The 15,704-nt window shown below is 70.1% G+C and carries 15 protein-coding genes; 9 read left to right on the top strand and 6 right to left on the bottom strand.

Annotated features, from left to right (window positions below):
* The first annotated feature begins 157 nt into the window (after positions 1–157).
* Both ACQPYK_RS12395 and ACQPYK_RS12400 read left to right on the top strand, forming a co-directional pair.
* Positions 158–1,192, top strand: coding sequence for a transporter substrate-binding domain-containing protein (locus ACQPYK_RS12395; RefSeq protein WP_433254309.1), 1,035 nt, complete (start codon positions 158–160; stop codon positions 1,190–1,192).
* Complete coding sequence (locus ACQPYK_RS12400) at positions 1,189–2,211, top strand: hypothetical protein (protein WP_433254311.1); 1,023 nt, start codon at positions 1,189–1,191, stop codon at positions 2,209–2,211. Before ACQPYK_RS12395 ends, ACQPYK_RS12400 begins: the two co-directional genes overlap by 4 nt.
* On the opposite strand, the gene ACQPYK_RS12405 is transcribed toward ACQPYK_RS12400, so the two are convergent.
* Positions 2,205–2,450, bottom strand: a complete 246-nt coding sequence (locus ACQPYK_RS12405) for a DUF2630 family protein (protein WP_433254313.1) — start codon at positions 2,448–2,450, stop codon at positions 2,205–2,207. The genes ACQPYK_RS12400 and ACQPYK_RS12405 overlap by 7 nt on opposite strands.
* 493 nt (positions 2,451–2,943) lie before the next feature.
* On the opposite strand from ACQPYK_RS12405, the gene leuA reads away from it, so the two are divergent.
* The 4 genes from leuA (at position 2,944) to ACQPYK_RS12425 (ending at position 7,912) form a co-directional block, all read left to right on the top strand.
* Positions 2,944–4,653, top strand: coding sequence for a 2-isopropylmalate synthase (leuA, locus tag ACQPYK_RS12410; protein ID WP_433254315.1), 1,710 nt, complete (start codon positions 2,944–2,946; stop codon positions 4,651–4,653).
* A gap of 492 nt (positions 4,654–5,145) precedes the next feature.
* Positions 5,146–6,576 carry an FAD-binding oxidoreductase gene (locus ACQPYK_RS12415; RefSeq protein ID WP_433254317.1) on the top strand — a complete coding sequence of 477 codons (1,431 nt, stop codon included), beginning with the start codon at positions 5,146–5,148 and terminating at the stop codon, positions 6,574–6,576.
* Positions 6,577–6,882: 306 nt separating this feature from the next.
* Entirely contained in the window at positions 6,883–7,203 is a 321-nt protein-coding gene (locus tag ACQPYK_RS12420; protein ID WP_433254319.1) for a D-arabinono-1,4-lactone oxidase, read from the top strand.
* Between the two features lie 223 nt (positions 7,204–7,426).
* The gene (locus tag ACQPYK_RS12425) at positions 7,427–7,912 is read left to right on the top strand and encodes an Ohr family peroxiredoxin (protein ID WP_433254321.1); all 486 of its coding nucleotides are present in this window, start codon (positions 7,427–7,429) and stop codon (positions 7,910–7,912) included.
* Positions 7,913–8,304: 392 nt separating this feature from the next.
* Here ACQPYK_RS12425 and ACQPYK_RS12430 read toward each other — a convergent pair whose 3' ends face one another.
* Entirely contained in the window at positions 8,305–8,667 is a 363-nt protein-coding gene (locus tag ACQPYK_RS12430) for a VOC family protein (RefSeq protein WP_433254323.1), read from the bottom strand.
* A gap of 122 nt (positions 8,668–8,789) precedes the next feature.
* A complete protein-coding gene (locus tag ACQPYK_RS12435; RefSeq protein WP_433254325.1) occupies positions 8,790–9,488 on the bottom strand; it encodes a TetR/AcrR family transcriptional regulator in 699 nt (232 codons plus the stop codon).
* Positions 9,489–9,602: 114 nt separating this feature from the next.
* On the opposite strand from ACQPYK_RS12435, the gene ACQPYK_RS12440 reads away from it, so the two are divergent.
* From ACQPYK_RS12440 to ACQPYK_RS12450, 3 genes are read left to right on the top strand one after another with little or no spacing between them, the layout of a single operon-like run.
* Positions 9,603–9,947 carry a YrdB family protein gene (locus ACQPYK_RS12440; RefSeq protein WP_433254327.1) on the top strand — a complete coding sequence of 115 codons (345 nt, stop codon included), beginning with the start codon at positions 9,603–9,605 and terminating at the stop codon, positions 9,945–9,947.
* A 51-nt stretch (positions 9,948–9,998) separates the two neighbouring features.
* The gene (locus tag ACQPYK_RS12445) at positions 9,999–10,943 is read left to right on the top strand and encodes an NAD-dependent epimerase/dehydratase family protein (RefSeq protein ID WP_433254329.1); all 945 of its coding nucleotides are present in this window, start codon (positions 9,999–10,001) and stop codon (positions 10,941–10,943) included.
* Between the two features lie 16 nt (positions 10,944–10,959).
* A complete protein-coding gene (locus tag ACQPYK_RS12450; RefSeq protein ID WP_433254331.1) occupies positions 10,960–11,850 on the top strand; it encodes a Gfo/Idh/MocA family protein in 891 nt (296 codons plus the stop codon).
* 94 nt (positions 11,851–11,944) lie between these two features.
* Here the strand turns inward: ACQPYK_RS12450 and ACQPYK_RS12455 are convergent, their stop codons facing one another.
* The 3 genes from ACQPYK_RS12455 to ACQPYK_RS12465 all read right to left on the bottom strand — a co-directional run bounded on the left by ACQPYK_RS12455 (position 11,945) and on the right by ACQPYK_RS12465 (position 15,697).
* A complete protein-coding gene (locus ACQPYK_RS12455; RefSeq protein ID WP_433254333.1) occupies positions 11,945–12,955 on the bottom strand; it encodes an acetamidase/formamidase family protein in 1,011 nt (336 codons plus the stop codon).
* Between the two features lie 151 nt (positions 12,956–13,106).
* The gene (locus tag ACQPYK_RS12460; protein WP_433254335.1) at positions 13,107–14,504 is read right to left on the bottom strand and encodes an APC family permease; all 1,398 of its coding nucleotides are present in this window, start codon (positions 14,502–14,504) and stop codon (positions 13,107–13,109) included.
* Between the two features lie 104 nt (positions 14,505–14,608).
* Positions 14,609–15,697 (bottom strand): substrate-binding domain-containing protein, encoded by a 1,089-nt coding sequence (locus ACQPYK_RS12465; protein ID WP_433254337.1) that lies wholly within the window; start codon positions 15,695–15,697, stop codon positions 14,609–14,611.
* Positions 15,698–15,704 lie beyond the last annotated feature (7 nt).

The raw sequence follows: 15,704 nt of genomic DNA on the forward strand, positions 1-15,704 counted from the left end.
GGCTTCTCCCGAAGCCCGTGAGCCGCTGTCCGGCCCGTATCCCGGCTCCCGCCTGAATCCGGAGTCCGGTTCGCCGTCCGCGCCTGTTTCGCAGCCCGGCTCGCCGTCCGCGTTCGGCCACCGGCTCGGCGCACCGGCCGAATCCGGTCCGCCGCCCATGCCCGACCCGCCCATGCCCGACCCGCCGCCCGAGTACGGCCCGCCGCCCGGGTACGGCCGGCGGCGCGCGCGGCGGTTCCGGCTCGCGGCGTGGATCGCGCTGGTCCTGGCCGCGATCGTGGTCGGTGCGTCCGTCATGTGGGTGAGTGGGCCGCCCACCGAGGCCGAGCTGCGGGAGAAGGCCGGGCTGTTCAACAAGGACCGGCTCCGAATCGGGGTAAAGGCCGATACTCCCGGCATCGCGCTGCGGGAGCAGACCGGCAGACGCACCTTCAAGGGCTTCGAGATCCAGATCGCCTACCTGATCGCCGCGGATCTGGGCTATCCGCCGGACAAGGTCGACTTCCTGTCCATCGAAACCGAGGACAGGGCACGAATGCAGGCCCTGGACGGCGACGGCCGGTTCGTCAGGGTCGACCTCGTGGTCGCCACCTTCAGCGTGACACGCGCCCGGCAGGAGGATCCCTCCGTCGGCTTCTCCACGCCCTACCTCTACACCGAGCAGTCCGTGGTGACCAGATCCGACTACCCGGGAAAGATCACCTCTCTGGGACAGCTGGAGGGCAGGAAGGTCTGCACGCTCGGGACCTCGACCTCCGAGATCGAGCTGGCCAGGGCGACGAAGGCCATCGTCACCGCCAAGAATCTGATCAGCGACTGCGCCACGGGGCTGAAGAGCGGTGAGTTCGACGCGATGACCACCGACGCGGCCATTCTGGCCGGGTTCGTCGCAGAGTCCGGCGGAGCGCTGCGCCATCACGACATCGCGCTGGAGAAGACCGAGATGTGGGCGGTCAACACCGGCTCCAACAAAGCCCTGCGGACCCTGGTCGACCTCGCTCTCTACCGCTCCTACGCCGACCCTCAGGACCAGAGGTGGGAGCAGGCCTACCAGGCCTACATCGATCCGATGCTGTCGGCCAGCCCCAACGTGAACGTCGCCCAGGCGGAGCAACCCTGCGCTCTTCCCCCGCCGGTGCGCAGATGGCCGTGGGAGCGGTCCCTGCCCGTCCAGGACTGCCCGTCCCGTTGAAGAGCACCAGGCGGGTCAAGGATGCGCCGAGGAACCAGGAGTGGCTGCTCGCGCTGCTGCCGGTGTTCCCTCTCGTCCTGCTGGTGATGCGGCTGTGGTACGCCAGCCGGCAGGACACCCAGACACTGCTTCTCCTCCTGCAGAACATCAGCCCGCTGGGCCTGCTCAGTGCCGTCCTGCTGACGACCGTCTGGGTCCTGCCCGCCCTCATCCTGGGCGGCAGGGTGCTCGGCACCCTGTACTGGATCAGCACCGGCCGTTCCTCCTGGTTGGTGCGCACCGCCGAGCGGCTGCCCGGCTGGGTGGTGGCCCTGGCCGTCGTGGTGGGGCTGTTCGCCTGGCAGCTACGGTTCCTGCCGACGCTGGCGATGCTGTCGCTGGCCGTGGCGGGGCTGACGGTGCGAGATCGCTTCGCCCGGCACGAAGGGCTGCGGGGCGTCGTCTGCTACGGGCTGCCCGTGATGGCCGCGGTGATCTCCTACGCGGTGCTCTGGCCGGCCATCGGGGCCGCCTTCGCCGCGCGCGACGTGGCCACCGCGCTTCTCCTCACGCTTCCGCCGGGGCTCGCGGTCCTGCTGACCGGTCCGGTTCCCCCGGCCCCGGCCCGGGTCCTCACCCATGGCATCGCGATCGCGATGGCGGTGTTCACCCCGTTCCTGGTGGGCGTGGTCGTGATGAAGGCGCCGATCCTCCCGTTGATGGCCCTGCAGATGACCGAGAAGGAGACGCCCCGGGTGCTCGTGGGCTATCTGGTCGCCAGCGACGACCAGATGTCCACCGTGCTGGGACGCGAGGGCGTCGTGAGCTTCGTCCAGAACGACCGGCTCCAGTCCAAGGTCCTCTGCCCGGACCCCGGCGAGGTTCCCAGGACCTGGGTGAACCTGCACGGCTGGTACGTCGAGCAGAGCATGATCTCCTGGCTGGCCCCGGCCCCGCCGCCCGCCCCGGGCGACCTGCGCTGCCAGGGCCGTCCGGAGGACGAAGGGGAGCACCTCACCGGCGGGCTCCCTCGTTACTGACGGTAGTCCTCGACCTCGTCGATCGGGCGCGGTGCCGCCGAGTCGGGGTCCTCGCCGAACTCCCGGCGCGCCCGGCGCTGCCTGAGCAGGTCCCACGCCTGGTCGAGGGCCTCCTCCAGCTGCTTGATCCGGTTGTTCTCCTCGTGCGAGGAGATCGAACCTGAGGCCAGCCGCTGCCGCAGCCCGTGCTCCTCGGCGATGAGCTCGTGGATGTGGGCGAGGATGTCGTCGTCTTTCATCGCGTTCCCCTGTCTTGGCTCCTTTCGGGACTGTATCCGATCAGCGGGTGAGCGTTCCGGCGCAGACCGGGCCGACGGACGACGTATTTCGCCTGCGTCCCGTGCGGCGCCGTCCGTCCCGCGCGGTCTCTCGGGAGTGCTCCACGGCGACCGCCTCATGCCGGCCATACGGCACGGCACGGCGAAGGCCGGCGCCGCCAACGTCGGTGAGGCCGTTCGAGGCGGTCTGGCCGAGCGATGGGAGAAGACCCGGGGCGACCGAGCGAGGGGAACCGGGGTGACCGGGGGATGGGAGAAGGCCCGGGGTGATACGCCGGTCTCACGATGTGGGCACGGGTCCCAGAGATTTGCGGCCGTCTGCTAGCGTGCTATGCATGCTGCGCGGTCTGCTTCTTAGCTGCCGCGACGAGGGCCTGTAGAAGGCCGGCTCCCTCGTCGCGGAGCGAGCCATGCGCGTCGGCCGCGATTGTCTTTCCAGTCGAGGAGCCCTTGCATGTATCCGCAGCAGCAGCCCAGCCCCATGTCGTTCAAGCGCTACCAGCCCTACGCCCCGGTCCGGCTCGACGACCGCACCTGGCCCGGCAAGGTCATCGAGCGGGCCCCGCGGTGGTGCGCGGTGGACCTGCGTGACGGCAACCAGGCGCTGATCGACCCGATGGACTCCCACCGCAAGCTCAAGATGTTCGAGCTGCTGGTGAAGATGGGCTACAAGGAGATCGAGGTAGGTTTCCCGGCCGCGTCGCAGACCGACTTCGACTTCGTCCGGCAGATCATCGAAGAGGGCCTCATCCCCGACGACGTGGTGATCCAGGTTCTCACCCAGGCCAGACCTGAGCTGATCGAGCGGACCTTCGAGTCGCTCCAGGGTGCGAAGACGGCCATCGTCCACCTGTACAACTCCACCTCCACCCTGCAGCGCCGCGTCGTGTTCGGCCAGGACCGCGAGGGGATCACCGCCATCGCGGTGGAGGGCGCCAAGCTCTGCAAGAAGCTGGCCGACGCCTCCGACGTGGACGTCTACTTCCAGTACTCGCCGGAGTCCTTCACCGGGACCGAGCTGGAGTACGCGGTGGAGGTCTGCGACGCCGTCAACGACGTCTGGCAGCCCACCCCGGACCGCAAGGTCATCGTCAACCTGCCCGCCACCGTCGAGATGGCCACCCCGAACATCTACGCCGACCAGATCGAGTGGATGCACCGCAACCTGGCCTACCGCGACTCGATCGTGCTCTCCCTGCACCCGCACAACGACCGGGGCACCGCCGTGGCCGCCGCCGAGCTGGGCTACATGGCCGGGGCCGACCGCATCGAGGGCTGCCTGTTCGGCAACGGCGAGCGCACCGGCAACGTATGCCTGGTCACGCTGGGCATGAACCTGTTCTCCCAGGGCGTCGACCCCGAGATCGACCTGTCCGACATCGACGAGGTCCGCCGGGTCACCGAATACTGCAACCAGCTGCCCGTCCACCCGCGCCACCCGTGGGGCGGCGAGCTGGTCTACACCGCCTTCTCCGGCTCCCACCAGGACGCGATCAAGAAGGGCTTCGAGCATCTGGAGCGCGACGCGGCCGCCGCGGGAGTTCCGGTGGAGGAGTTCACCTGGGCCGTGCCGTACCTGCCGATCGACCCCAAGGACATCGGCCGCACCTACGAGGCGGTCATCCGGGTCAACAGCCAGTCCGGCAAGGGCGGGGTCGCCTACATCATGAAGGCCGACCACCAGCTCGACCTGCCGCGCCGCCTGCAGATCGAGTTCTCCCGCGTCGTCCAGGCCCGCACCGACGCCCTCGGCGGCGAGGTGAGCCCGGCCCAGATGTTCGAGGTGTTCACCGACGAATATCTGCCGAACCCGGTCAGCCCGTGGGGGCGCCTGGGCCTGCTGGCCCACCGCACCGTCTCCAGGGTGGACGAGAGGGACGCCATCAGCGCCGACCTGCGTGTCGACGGTGAGATCCGCGAGGTCGAGGGGGTCGGCAACGGCCCCATCTCCGCCTTCTGCGACGCGCTGGCCAGAATCGGCATCCAGGTTCGCGTCCTCGACTACGCCGAGCACGCGATGAGCGCGGGCACCGACGCCAAGGCCGCCTCGTACATCGAGTGCGAGATCGCCGGCGAAGCGCTGTGGGGCGTCGGCGTCGACGCCAACACCACCACCGCCTCCCTGAAGGCCATCATCTCCGCCGTCAACCGCGCCACCCGCTAGGTACGGCTCGCGCACCTGCGGCACGACCTGCCGAAGAACGCGCCCGGCAACCGCCCACGAGGCCACGTCGTCCATTCGACCGCGCTCTCCGCGTAACCCGCGGACGCGCGGTCGAGTCGTCTCCGGGGGTCACCGGCACGAACCCGCTCGACGGCACCGCTCATGCCGGCTCGGTCACGGTCTCCGCGCGAGCCATGGCGGTCGTCCGCGAAGGGAGCCCGGGTGAGAAGACCCCGGCGCCCCGACCTGGCACGCTCCGACCCCCCCTCCCCGCCCGGTGCCGTGTCTTTCCTGGCGATGCCGCGCCTTCCGGAAGCATCGCGCGATGAACCGACAATTTAAATTGTCTTGACTAGAGAAGCTGTCGGTGAGACGCTGGAGGCACGCTCGACGTGACGGTGACCGAGGTGCCGGCGACCGGGGTTTCGCCGAGTCGCGGCGGCCCGGTCGGCGCACGTGGAGAGACGACTTCGAGACGAGGGAACAGTTCGAATGAGCCAGCACGTCGAGAAGCGGACGCACCGGTCGCACGATGCCGGTTTCGGCGGTGACGACGTCTCCGCAGCCGCACGCCGCCTGCGTCTCGAATTCGGCGGAGCCGTGCACCTGCCGGGTGAGATCGGCTACGACACGCAGCGGCAGCCACTCCATCCGACGATCGACCCGCGTCCGGCGATGGTCGCCGAGGCGTCCGGGACCGCGGACGTGCGGGCCACCGTGGTCGCGGCACGCGAGCACGACCTGCCCCTCGCGGTTCAGGCCACCGGGCACGGCACGCACGTCCCGTCCGACGGCGGCATCCTGCTCAAGACCTCGGCGATGACGACGGTCCTGGTGGATGCGGACCGGCGGATCGCCCGGGTCGCTCCCGGTGCCCGATGGGGCGAGGTCATCGCCGCCGCCGCGCCGTTCGGCCTGGCGCCGCTGGCGGGTTCCGCGCCGGATGTCGGCGTCACCGGCTACACCCTCGGCGGCGGGGTCGGATGGCTGGCGCGCAAGTACGGTTTCGCCGCCGACAGCGTGCTGCGCGCCGAGGTGATCACCGCGGACGGAAGGCTCGTGACGGCGAGCGCCGACAGCCACCCCGAGCTGTTCTGGGCGCTGCGCGGAGGCGGCGGCAACTTCGGCGTGGTCACCGCCCTGGAGTTCCGGCTCTACCCGGTGACCCAGGTCTACGCGGGCGTCGCCTACTTCGCGATCGAGTCAGGGGCCGAAACGCTCGTCCGTTACCGGGAGTGGGCCGCCGGCGCTCCCGACGACATCAGCACCGCGCTCCTGCTGACGCGGATGCCCGATGCTCCGCAGATCCCCGAGTCGATGCGGGGCAGGCGGGTGCTCGCCATCAAGGTCATGCACGCCGGACAGGCCGATGAGGCCCGCCGGCTGCTCCGGCCGCTATGGGCGAGCGCCGGTCCGGCGCTGCTTGACGGCCTGCGGCCGATGAGCTTCGGGCAGGCGGCGATGGGAGGCACGGCGGCCCGGCACCTGGACCTGGTCCATGAGCTGTCCGACCCGGTGATCGACATCCTGGTGAAGGCGAGCGAGCAGGCGGGGACGGTGGAGATCCGTCACTGGGGTGGCGCGATGGCCCACCCGCGACCGGGCGCGGGTCCGGTGGGCCACCGTACGGTGCCCTTCTCCCTCATCGTCGACGCGGCCCTGCCCGGACTGGCGGCGGCGCTGCGGCCGCACGCGACCGGCGGTTCGTTCCTGAACTTCCTGACCGATCCCACCAAGACCGAGACGGCCTACACCGCCGACGACCATCGCCGTCTGCGCGAGGTGAAGAGGGCCTACGACCCGGACAACGTCTTCCGCCTCAACCACAACGTCCCTCCGGCACGTCCGGGCGCAGCGGCCGGGACGGGCGGCCGTCGTGGCGTGGCCCGCCAACGACGGGTGGAACCGCCCGGACTACGCTGAGCGCGGCGGTGACCGTTGCCGCCGCGCGGGGCGCGATCCGGAGCAGGCCGCAGAGGAGCACCTTGTTGGGCGAGCGCGAGCGGAACTGGGCCGGCAACATCACCTTGGGAGCCACCCTGGCGCGGACCGCCCGGCATCCCCTGCCGGACATGCCGGCCGTCAACTGCACCGAGCAACTGGGCGTGCCCGGCCCGTGGCATGAGCGGTTGCCGCACTTCCGGCTGGACTTCACGCCCAGCAGCGGGGAGGAGCTCCAGTCCGAATACCTGGTGCCGCGCCACGAGGCGAATCGCCCCCGTCCTGCAGGTGTCGGAGATCCGGACCGTCGCGGCGGACGACCTGTGGATGAGCCCCTCCTACCGGCAGGCGGCGGTCGCCGTCCACTTCACCTGGAAGAAGGACTGGCCGGCGGTGAGCCGGGTGCTCGCCCTGGTGGAGGAGGAACTGGAGCCCTTCGGCGCCCGGCCGCACTGGGGCAAGCTCTTCGGCATGCCCCCGCAGAGCCTGGGGGCCCTGTACGAGCGGCTTGCGGACTTCCGGCGGCTGCTCGACGCCTACGACCCGGCCGGTAAGTTCCGCAACGCGTTCGTGAACGACCGCGTCCTTGGCGGGGATCTCCCTTCATGAGCCCGCGGTACCGTGTCGGTGCTCATTTCCGCGGGTAGATAACCAGCGTTTCGACCAGTTCATACAGGTCCAGGCGCGGGGGAGAGGGTACGGCGGGCACCCGGGCCGTCTTGGGCGGGAAATCGGGGGCGAATCCATGGGACACGACGTGCGGTCCGGACAGCAGAGGCCGGGAGCCGGGGCGACAGGCCTTTCAGGTCGGCCGGGCCGGCCGTCCCGGCCGATGGCCTCGGACTACTCGGGGCCCGGCGTCGAAGCCGAGCTCACCGGGGCCATCGGCGGCGACGCCGGCTACGACACCCTCTACACGGCATGGGCCTCCTCGACGGGCGGCGGAGCCGGACGGGTGCGAACGGACGACGGGCTTCTCGACCTCGAACTGAGGGCGCCGGAGCAGCTCGGCGGCCCCGGCGGCGCCACCAACCCCGAACAGCTCATGGCCGCCGCGTACGCGGCCTGCTTCCGCAGCTCCCTCGCCCTGATCGCCGGCAGGGAAGGCGTGGACACCACCAACGCCAGCGTCGACACGACCGTCAAGCTGCGCAAGCGCGGAAAGCACGACGACTACGTGTTCGGCGTCGACGTCACGGTCCACCTGCCGGAGGTGGACCCGCAGCTCGCCGGCCGGCTCACCGAGCGGGCACACGAGCACTGCCCCTACTCCAAGGCGCTGCGGGGCAACGTCGACGTCGGGGTGTATCTCGCCTGATCACTCCCAGCTCGGACTCGCCGGACTTCAGGATCCCGACGTGATCGATATGCCGCCTTTGAGCACCCATCGATCGCTTGACGGCCCGGAGAAGCAGCGGGCGAGTGCACGGTCGTAGGCGAATCGGCGGCGTAGCTGAGAGATGGAATACGGGCGCTCTGCCGTGAGCGTCTTGAATCGGGCGGTGAGCGCAGCCTCAAACGCGCGGGGAGAGGCATAGGGCGGGATCGCTTGTGCCTCGGCCATCGCACCGAGGGTGGCCGTCGCGCTACTTTTCGTCATGATGCAACGCTTGCGTATATGCGAGGGTTGCGCCGGAGGAGAGCTCGGCGCGGGGTGCCGCTTGTCTTTTCCGGCCCGCCCCGCGGCGCGGGGGAGGCGCCGCAGGCGGTTCAGCCGTGGTTGAGATCGATGACGCAGAAGCGGTTGCCCTCGGTGTCGGCGAGGACGACGAAGTCAGGGTCCTCCGGGTAGAGATCCCAGTCGACCCGTTCGGCGCCGAGGGACACCAGCCGCTCGACCTCGGCGACCTGGTCCTCGGTGTGGAGGTCAAAGTGGACGCGCGGGTGCTTCTGCACGGGAACCTCGCTGAGGTCCAGCGCCAGCGCGGTGCCGGGACCGTCGGCCGGTTCCAGTACGACCCAGTCGTCCTTGCTCTCGCCGTCGCGAGGAACGTAACGCAGTGCCTGACTCCAGAAATCGGTCGCCCGCCGTATGTCGGCGACACCCAGCACGATCGTCCCGATGTTCAGCATGCGGCGATTTTGGCACATGCCGGTGCGCCTCGGTGATCGCATGAAAGGGGGCCGCCGCGCCACCGCTCGTGGCACGACTCTTGCACATGTGCAAGAGTCGTGCCACGGCGAGCCCCGGTGCCTCAGGCGGGCAGGCCGAGGAAGGCGGCCGAGCAGCGCATCGAGTGGTCGAAGGCCGCGGTGGGGTCGAGGATCGTGTTGTTGAACTGGCCGAACAGCTCGAAGTTGAGCCAGCCGAACAGGCCGGTCCAGATCATCAGGGCACGGACGATCACGTCGTCGGGGACGTCGGGGATGATCGCGCGCACGCGTGCGGCGTCCTCGCTGAAGGCGGCCGGCACGGGCGGGCAGATGCCCGGCGGGTTGAGGGCTCCGGCCCGGTGGGCGTCGGAGACGATCCGGCCGTAGACGATCGTGTCGCGGATCGCCGGGGCGATGGTGTCCTGCGGAGCCTGGTAGCCGGGCACGGGGGAGCCGTACAGCAGGGCGTACTCGTGCGGGTGCGCCAGTGCCCAGTCCCGTACGACGTGGCAGAGCGCCAGCCATCGGCCGGTGTGGTCGTGGGGCGGGCAGGCCGCGTCCGCGTTCTCCACGGCCTCTCCGACGGCGTTGTAGCCGTCGATGATCAGGGCGGTGAGCAGATCGTCCCGGGAGGGGAAGTAGCGGTAGATCGCCGAGGAGACCATGCCCATCTCGCGGGCGACCGCGCGCAGGGAGAGTCCGCCGGCACCCTCGGTGGCCAGGTGCCTGCGGGCGATGTCGGTGATCTCGCGGGTCAGCTCGGCGCGGACCCGTTCCCGTGCTGTTCGGCTTGAGCTCATGTCCGAACCATATCAGAGCACCGAAAATAAAAGAGAGCAGTGCTCTTGACGAGTCGTGCTCTTTGGAGAGAGCATTGCTCTCAGAACGGAACGACACTCTCTGAAGGAGCCCCCATGCTGTCCCTGGCCAAGAACACCAACCTGCTCGTCATGTTCCTTCTGGAGCTGGGCGTCCTGTTCTCGGCCGGTTACTGGGGTTTCACCGCAGGCCAGAGCCTGGTGACGAAGCTGCTCCTCGGACTCGGCGCCCCCGCGCTGTTCGTCGTCGTCTGGGCGCTCTTCGGCGCCGCCAACGGCGCCACGATCCCGCTCACCGGGTTCGCCCGGGTCGTCCTGGAGGTCGTCTGGTTCGGCGGTGGCGCCCTGGCGCTGGTCATGGCGGGCCGCCTCACCCCGGGGATCGTCTTCGCCGCCGTCTACGTCGTCAACGCCGTCCTGCGGCTCGTCTGGAACCAGTGAGCCCACCGCCACCGGTCATCCCGACTCATCTCAATGGAAGGAAGAACCATCATGGGCAAGCATGTCATCGCGGGAGCCGGGCAGGTCGGCTCGGAGGTCGCCCGGTTGCTGGCGGGCCGGGGACACGAGGTCGTCCTCGTCAGCCGTTCGGGCTCCGGGCCCGACCTGAAGGGGGTCCGCAAGGTCGCGGCCGATGCCGCCGACCGGGAGCGGATGACCGTCCTGACCCGGGGCGCCGACGCGCTCTACAACTGTGTCAACCCGCCCTACAACCGCTGGGCGCAGGACTGGCCGCCGGTCGCGGAGTCGCTGCTGGCGACCGCCGAGGCCACCGGCGCCGGATACGTCATCCTCGGCAACCTCTACGTCTACGCCGCGCCCGGCGCGCCGATGAGGGAGAGCGACCCGCTCACCCCGCCCAGCGCCAAGGGGGCCATCCGCGTCCGCATGTGGCGCGACGCCCTGGCCGCGCACGAGGCCGGCAGGGTCCGGGTGACCGAGGTGCGCGGGTCCGACTACTTCGGCCCCGGCTGCCTCGACCAGGCGCACCTGGGGGACAGGTTCGTCCCCCGGCTCCTGACCGGAAAGCCCGTCCGCTACATCGGCGACCCCGCCCAGCCGCACAGCTGGACCTACGTGCCCGACGTGGCCCGCGCCCTGGTGGCCGCCGCGACGGACGAGCGGGCCTGGGGCCGTGCCTGGCACGTCCCGACGGCCAGGGAGATGACGGCCGTCGAGGTCGCCGACCGCATGTGCGCGCTCGCCGGCGTCCCGAACCCGGGGGTCAAGGTCATGCCGCACTGGCTGGTCCGCACCGCGGGGGCCTTCTCGCCCATGCTCGGCGAGCTGGAGGAGCTGCGCTACCAGTTCGTCCGGCCCTTCGTGCTCGACTCCACCGACTTCCAGACCACCTTCGGCATGGCCCCGACCTCGATGGACGAGGCGCTGGCCGCGACGATCGCCTGGTGGCGCGACCGCCTGGCCGCGGCGGCGTAAGCCGTACGCTCTGAGCATGAAGACCGCCATGATCGGCCTGGGAGACATCGCGGAGAAGGCGTACCTGCCCGTGCTCTCCGCGCTGCCCGGCCTCGACCTCCACCTGTGCACCCGCAACCGCGCCACGCTCGACCGCCTGGGCGAGGCCTACCGGATCGACCGCCGCTCCACCTCGGTGGAGGAGGTGCTCGCCGCCGGGATCGAGGCGGCCTTCGTGCACGCGGCCACGAGCGCCCACGTGAAGATCGTCGAGCCGCTGCTGCGCGCGGGCGTCCACGTCTACCTGGACAAGCCGATCGCCTACACCCTGACCGAATCCGAGCGTCTGGTACGGCTGGCACGGGAGACGGAGCGGTCGCTGCTCGTCGGCTTCAACCGCCGGCGGGCGCCCTCCTACGCGGCCCTGCTGGAGCTGCCCCGCCACCTGGTGGTGATGCAGAAGAACCGCAGGGGCCTGCCGGAGGATCCGCGAACCGCGATCTTCGACGACTTCATCCACGTGGTCGACACGCTCAGGTTCCTGGCGCCGGGGAAGGCCGAGCACACCGGGATCCGTACCCGGGTCAGGGACGGCCTGCTGGAGCACGTCACGCTGGAGCTGTCCGGGGACGGTTTCACCGCGTTCGGGATCATGAACAGGGTGAGCGGGGCGGTCGAGGAGACCGTGGAGGTCATGGGGGAGGACGTCAAGCGCCGGGTGGTCAACATCGCCGATGTGACCGACTACGCCGGAGCGGAGACGTCGACCCGGCGCGGCGACTGGACCCCCGTCTCCCGCCAGCGCGGCATCGAGCAGGTCTGCCTGGAGTTCCTGGACGCGGTCCGCTCCGGTGTCCGCATCGACGCCGAGGACGCCCTGCTCACCCACGCGATCTGCGAGGACATCGTCATCGCCTGCGCGGGCTGACCTCCGTCCCGGCGGGGCCGGTCACGTTGTCCCAGCGTCGCGCGCCCCGGCGGTGCGCGACGCTGGGACGGCTTTCACCGCCGGGGGTTCCCCCTCAGCGCTGGTCCAGATACGCCCGGCCGAGGGCGCGCAGCCGCTCGTGGGCCGACTCGTAGACGCCGGATCCGCCGAGGTAGGCCTTGGGGGCCTTGGCGAGCATCGTGTAGTTGGTGTCGCAGACGTTGCCGACCGGGGCCTCGCCGATCTGGCTGATCAGCTGGTAGGCGTCCAGGGTGTCCAGGCCGGTGAGGTCGGCGGCCCAGGTGACCAGGTCGTGCTGGCTGATCCGGAAGGCGTCCTCCAGGGGACGGGCCGAGCCGGTCGACATCAGGTGCTCGTCGTCCTCAAGGCGCGGCCACGGGGTGCTCACCCCCTTGATCAGCTCCACCGCGACCACGGTGTTCATCGCCGACTCGACGGCCGTGCCGCACACCTCGCCGTGTCCCTGGCGGGCGTGCCCGTCGCCCACCGCGAACAGGCCCCCCTCGACGTTGACCCCGAGGTAGACGGTCACCCCGGCGCGCAGCTCGGGGGTGTCCATGTTGCCGCCGTGGGCGTCCGGGGTGATCGTCATCCGGGCCTCCGACGCCCCCGGCGCGACGCCGACCGTGCCGTGCATCGGGTCCAGCGGGAGCTCGACCGTGAAGTCGCCCTTGCGAGCGTGGTAGCGGGCCACGCCCTTGGCCACGTCGATGTCGTAGCGCCACACGACCTCCTCCAGGGGAGGGGTGAGCATGGCGGTGGTGTGCGTGCCGGTCAACGCGCCGAAGTGGGGGAAGGTGGCCGAGACCGCCCAGTCCCTGGCGGGCTCGATGGAGACGAAGTGCAGGGCGAGCGTGTCACCGGGCTCTGCGCCCTCCACGTGGAAGGGGCCGGTGACCGGATTGAGGTAGGGGAAGTCGCAGACGCTGGAGGGCAGGTCGTCGACCGAGCGCACCCGGCCGCCGAAGCAGTCCTCGGTGTACATCTCGACGATCGTGCCGGGCTTGATCCTGCCGACCGCGGGGCGCCCGCCGAAGGTGTAGCTCAGCTCCTCGGGAGCCGGCCTGTAGGAGACGACGTTCACCGCACACCCGCCCGGCTGAGGTTCGTCACCGAGTTGAGGAGAGCCGAGGTGAAGCCCTCTTCCACCTCAAGAAAGATTTCGAACATGTGCTCTGTCCTTGCGTGATCGAGTGGGTCGGGCGGGGTGCGGTGCGTCCCCGGGGCCGCGGTGGCTACCGGGAGGGCGTCTCGTGCGTCTCACCCAGGGCGGCCAGCAGGGGGCGGCGGCCGTAGGCGTAGAAGGTCGCGAGCACGAGCACGCCGATGCCGAGCCAGACGATCCCCAGGACCTGGGCCGCGATGTTGGCGTTGATCACCACGTAGACCAGGATCGCGAAGCCGATCACCGGGGCGATCAGGTGGCGCCACCAGTCGCGGCTGCGGTTGCGGATGACGTAGTGGACGACCACCGAGATGTGCAGCGCGAGGAAGGCGGTCATCGCGCCGAAGTTGACCAGGCTGCTGATCAGCGGGATGCCGTCCTCGCGGCTGGTCAGGTAGAGCCCGACGGCCAGGGAGACGGCGGCCACGAGCAGGGTGGCGTTGACCGGCACCTTGTGCTTGGGGTGGACCTTGGCGAGGAAGGCGGGCAGTTGGCGGTCGCGGGCCATGGCGTACAGCAGGCGCGAGGTGGCGGCCTGGGCGACCAGGGAGTTGGCGAAACCCCAGGCGATGGCGGTGGCGACGGCGGTCAGCACGCTGAGCCAGTGGCCGCCGGCGAACTCGGCCATGTCGTAGAACGCGGTGCCCGCGGGGTCGCCCTTGGCCAGCAGGTCGGCCCGGTTGGGGGTGAGCAGCGCGCCGACCCAGGTCTGCACGATGAACAGCGCGCCCGCCAGGCCCAGCGCCGCGACCATCGACTTGCCGATCTTGCGGCTGTCGACCTTGCTCTCCTCGGCCAGCATGGAGATGCCGTCGAAGCCGAGGAAGGACAGCACCGCGACGGAGACCGCGCCGAAGACCAGCGGCCAGGAGAACGTCTTGGAGTCGAACAACGGGGTCAGCGCGCCCGCCTGCGCCTTGCCCATGGCCAGCGCGACCAGGCCGATGGCCAGGAAGATCACCAGCACGATGATCTCGCCGATCAGCATGATCTTGGTGATCCGCGCGGTCATCTGGATGCCCGCGTAGTTGACGATCGTGTTCAGGACCACGAACGCGATCAGCCATCCCCAGATCGGGATGGCGGGTATGAACGAGGCCATCGCCGCGCTCGCGATGAGGTAGAGCAGCGCCGGCACCAACACGTAGTCGAGCAGGATCACCCATCCGGCCAGGAAACCGACGGTGCCGGTGATGCCCCGGCCCGCGTAGGTGTAGACAGAGCCGGCCATCGGGAAGGCCTTGGCCATCTGCGCGTAGGACAGCGCGGTGAAGGCCATCGCGACCATGCCGATGATGTAGGCGAGCGCGACCATTCCGCCGGAGGCCTGGAAGACGCTGCCGAAGATGCCGAACGGCGCGATCGGGACCATGAAGATCAGGCCGTAGACGAGCAGGTCGCTGAAGCTCAGCGACCTGCGGAGTTCCTGCTGGTAGCCGAATTGCTCCAGGGAGGGATCAGTGGCCATGGACGGCTCCTAGATGTGGGTGCAGGCGTAACGATAGGACTTTTTATTGAAAAGGAAAAGATTTCCGACGAAAGCTTTTAATGGCCGACGGCGAAGCCTCGCCTTTAACGGACGATGTCGAAGTCCAGGCCGTCCGCCCGGCCGATGTGCGCGCCGCGCCGTACTCCCCGGTTCTGCAGCATCAGACGGCCTCGCGCGGTGACGATGGAGGTGCCGTCGGCGATCGCGTCCACCGCGGGCACGGCGAGCGTCCCGGCGCGCGAGCCGAGCGCGGCGAGCATCAGCACCGCCTCGTAGCATCCCTGCCCGTGCCCGTTGAGCAGGGGCGCGCTGGCGCCGAACCGGCGGACGTAGCGCTCGCCGAGGCTCAGGCTGTCGTCGGTGACCAGGCTCGCGAAATAACCCATCGCGCCGTAGAGCTCCCCGGTCGCGTCGCCGCCGATGCCGAGCAGGCCGTGCTCCTCCAGTGCCCCGCACAGCCGCGGATACGACAGGCCGGCGGCGGTGAAGGCCCGGTTGAAGGTGACCAGGTCGCTGCCGATCAGGCTGAGCAGCACGGCGTCGGGCCGGCTGGCGACCAGCCCCTCCAGCATCGGCGCGAGATCCCGCACGCCGTACGGCACGAACCGCTCGCCGACCACCGTGGCGCCGCGGGCGCGCAGGTGGTGGCCGGCCGCCTCGTGCACCAGGCGCGGCCAGACGTAGTCGTTGCCCAGCAGGAACCACCTGCGGGCACGGCGCCGGTCGATCAGCCAGTCAAGTCCCGGCCGCAGCTGGCGGCCGGGGGTCTCGCCGAGGAAGTAGACCCCCGGCGCGTGGCCGCCCCCCTCGTACGGCGGGGCGTAGACGAACGGCACCCGCCCGGCCAGCGCCCGGACCACCGCGATCCGCACATCGCTGCCGCAGGTGCCGACCAGCGCGTCGATCGCGCCGCTGCCGGCGAGCTTCCCGACCTCGGCGGCGACCTGCTGCGCGGGGGCGCCGCCGTCGATCAGGACCAGCTCGATCGGCTTGCCGAGCACCCCGCCCGCGAGGTTCACCTCGTCGGCGGCGAGGATCGCGCAGTTGATCGCACAGGGCCCCACCAGGCCGAGGACCCCGGAAACGGGCACCACAAGTCCGACGCGTAAGGCGTCGCTCCGGATGAGCTGAGCTTCCAGAGGTTCTATGACCGGTGTGATGGCTTCTGCCACACAGCCG

Source organism: Streptosporangium sp. CA-135522 (assembly GCF_050949235.1).
Taxonomy (GTDB): domain Bacteria; phylum Actinomycetota; class Actinomycetes; order Streptosporangiales; family Streptosporangiaceae; genus Streptosporangium.

Excerpts from the sequence above, each read along its gene's own strand:
- ACQPYK_RS12395 (WP_433254309.1), top strand. The coding sequence starts at position 158 with ATGCCCGACCCGCCCATGCCCGACCCGCCGCCCGAGTACGGCCCGCCG.
- ACQPYK_RS12405 (WP_433254313.1), bottom strand. The coding sequence starts at position 2,450 with ATGAAAGACGACGACATCCTCGCCCACATCCACGAGCTCATCGCCGAG.
- leuA (WP_433254315.1), top strand. The coding sequence starts at position 2,944 with ATGTATCCGCAGCAGCAGCCCAGCCCCATGTCGTTCAAGCGCTACCAG.
- ACQPYK_RS12415 (WP_433254317.1), top strand. The coding sequence starts at position 5,146 with ATGAGCCAGCACGTCGAGAAGCGGACGCACCGGTCGCACGATGCCGGT.
- ACQPYK_RS12425 (WP_433254321.1), top strand. The coding sequence starts at position 7,427 with ATGGCCTCGGACTACTCGGGGCCCGGCGTCGAAGCCGAGCTCACCGGG.
- ACQPYK_RS12430 (WP_433254323.1), bottom strand. The coding sequence starts at position 8,667 with ATGCTGAACATCGGGACGATCGTGCTGGGTGTCGCCGACATACGGCGG.
- ACQPYK_RS12435 (WP_433254325.1), bottom strand. The coding sequence starts at position 9,488 with ATGAGCTCAAGCCGAACAGCACGGGAACGGGTCCGCGCCGAGCTGACC.
- ACQPYK_RS12440 (WP_433254327.1), top strand. The coding sequence starts at position 9,603 with ATGCTGTCCCTGGCCAAGAACACCAACCTGCTCGTCATGTTCCTTCTG.
- ACQPYK_RS12445 (WP_433254329.1), top strand. The coding sequence starts at position 9,999 with ATGGGCAAGCATGTCATCGCGGGAGCCGGGCAGGTCGGCTCGGAGGTC.
- ACQPYK_RS12450 (WP_433254331.1), top strand. The coding sequence starts at position 10,960 with ATGAAGACCGCCATGATCGGCCTGGGAGACATCGCGGAGAAGGCGTAC.
- ACQPYK_RS12460 (WP_433254335.1), bottom strand. The coding sequence starts at position 14,504 with ATGGCCACTGATCCCTCCCTGGAGCAATTCGGCTACCAGCAGGAACTC.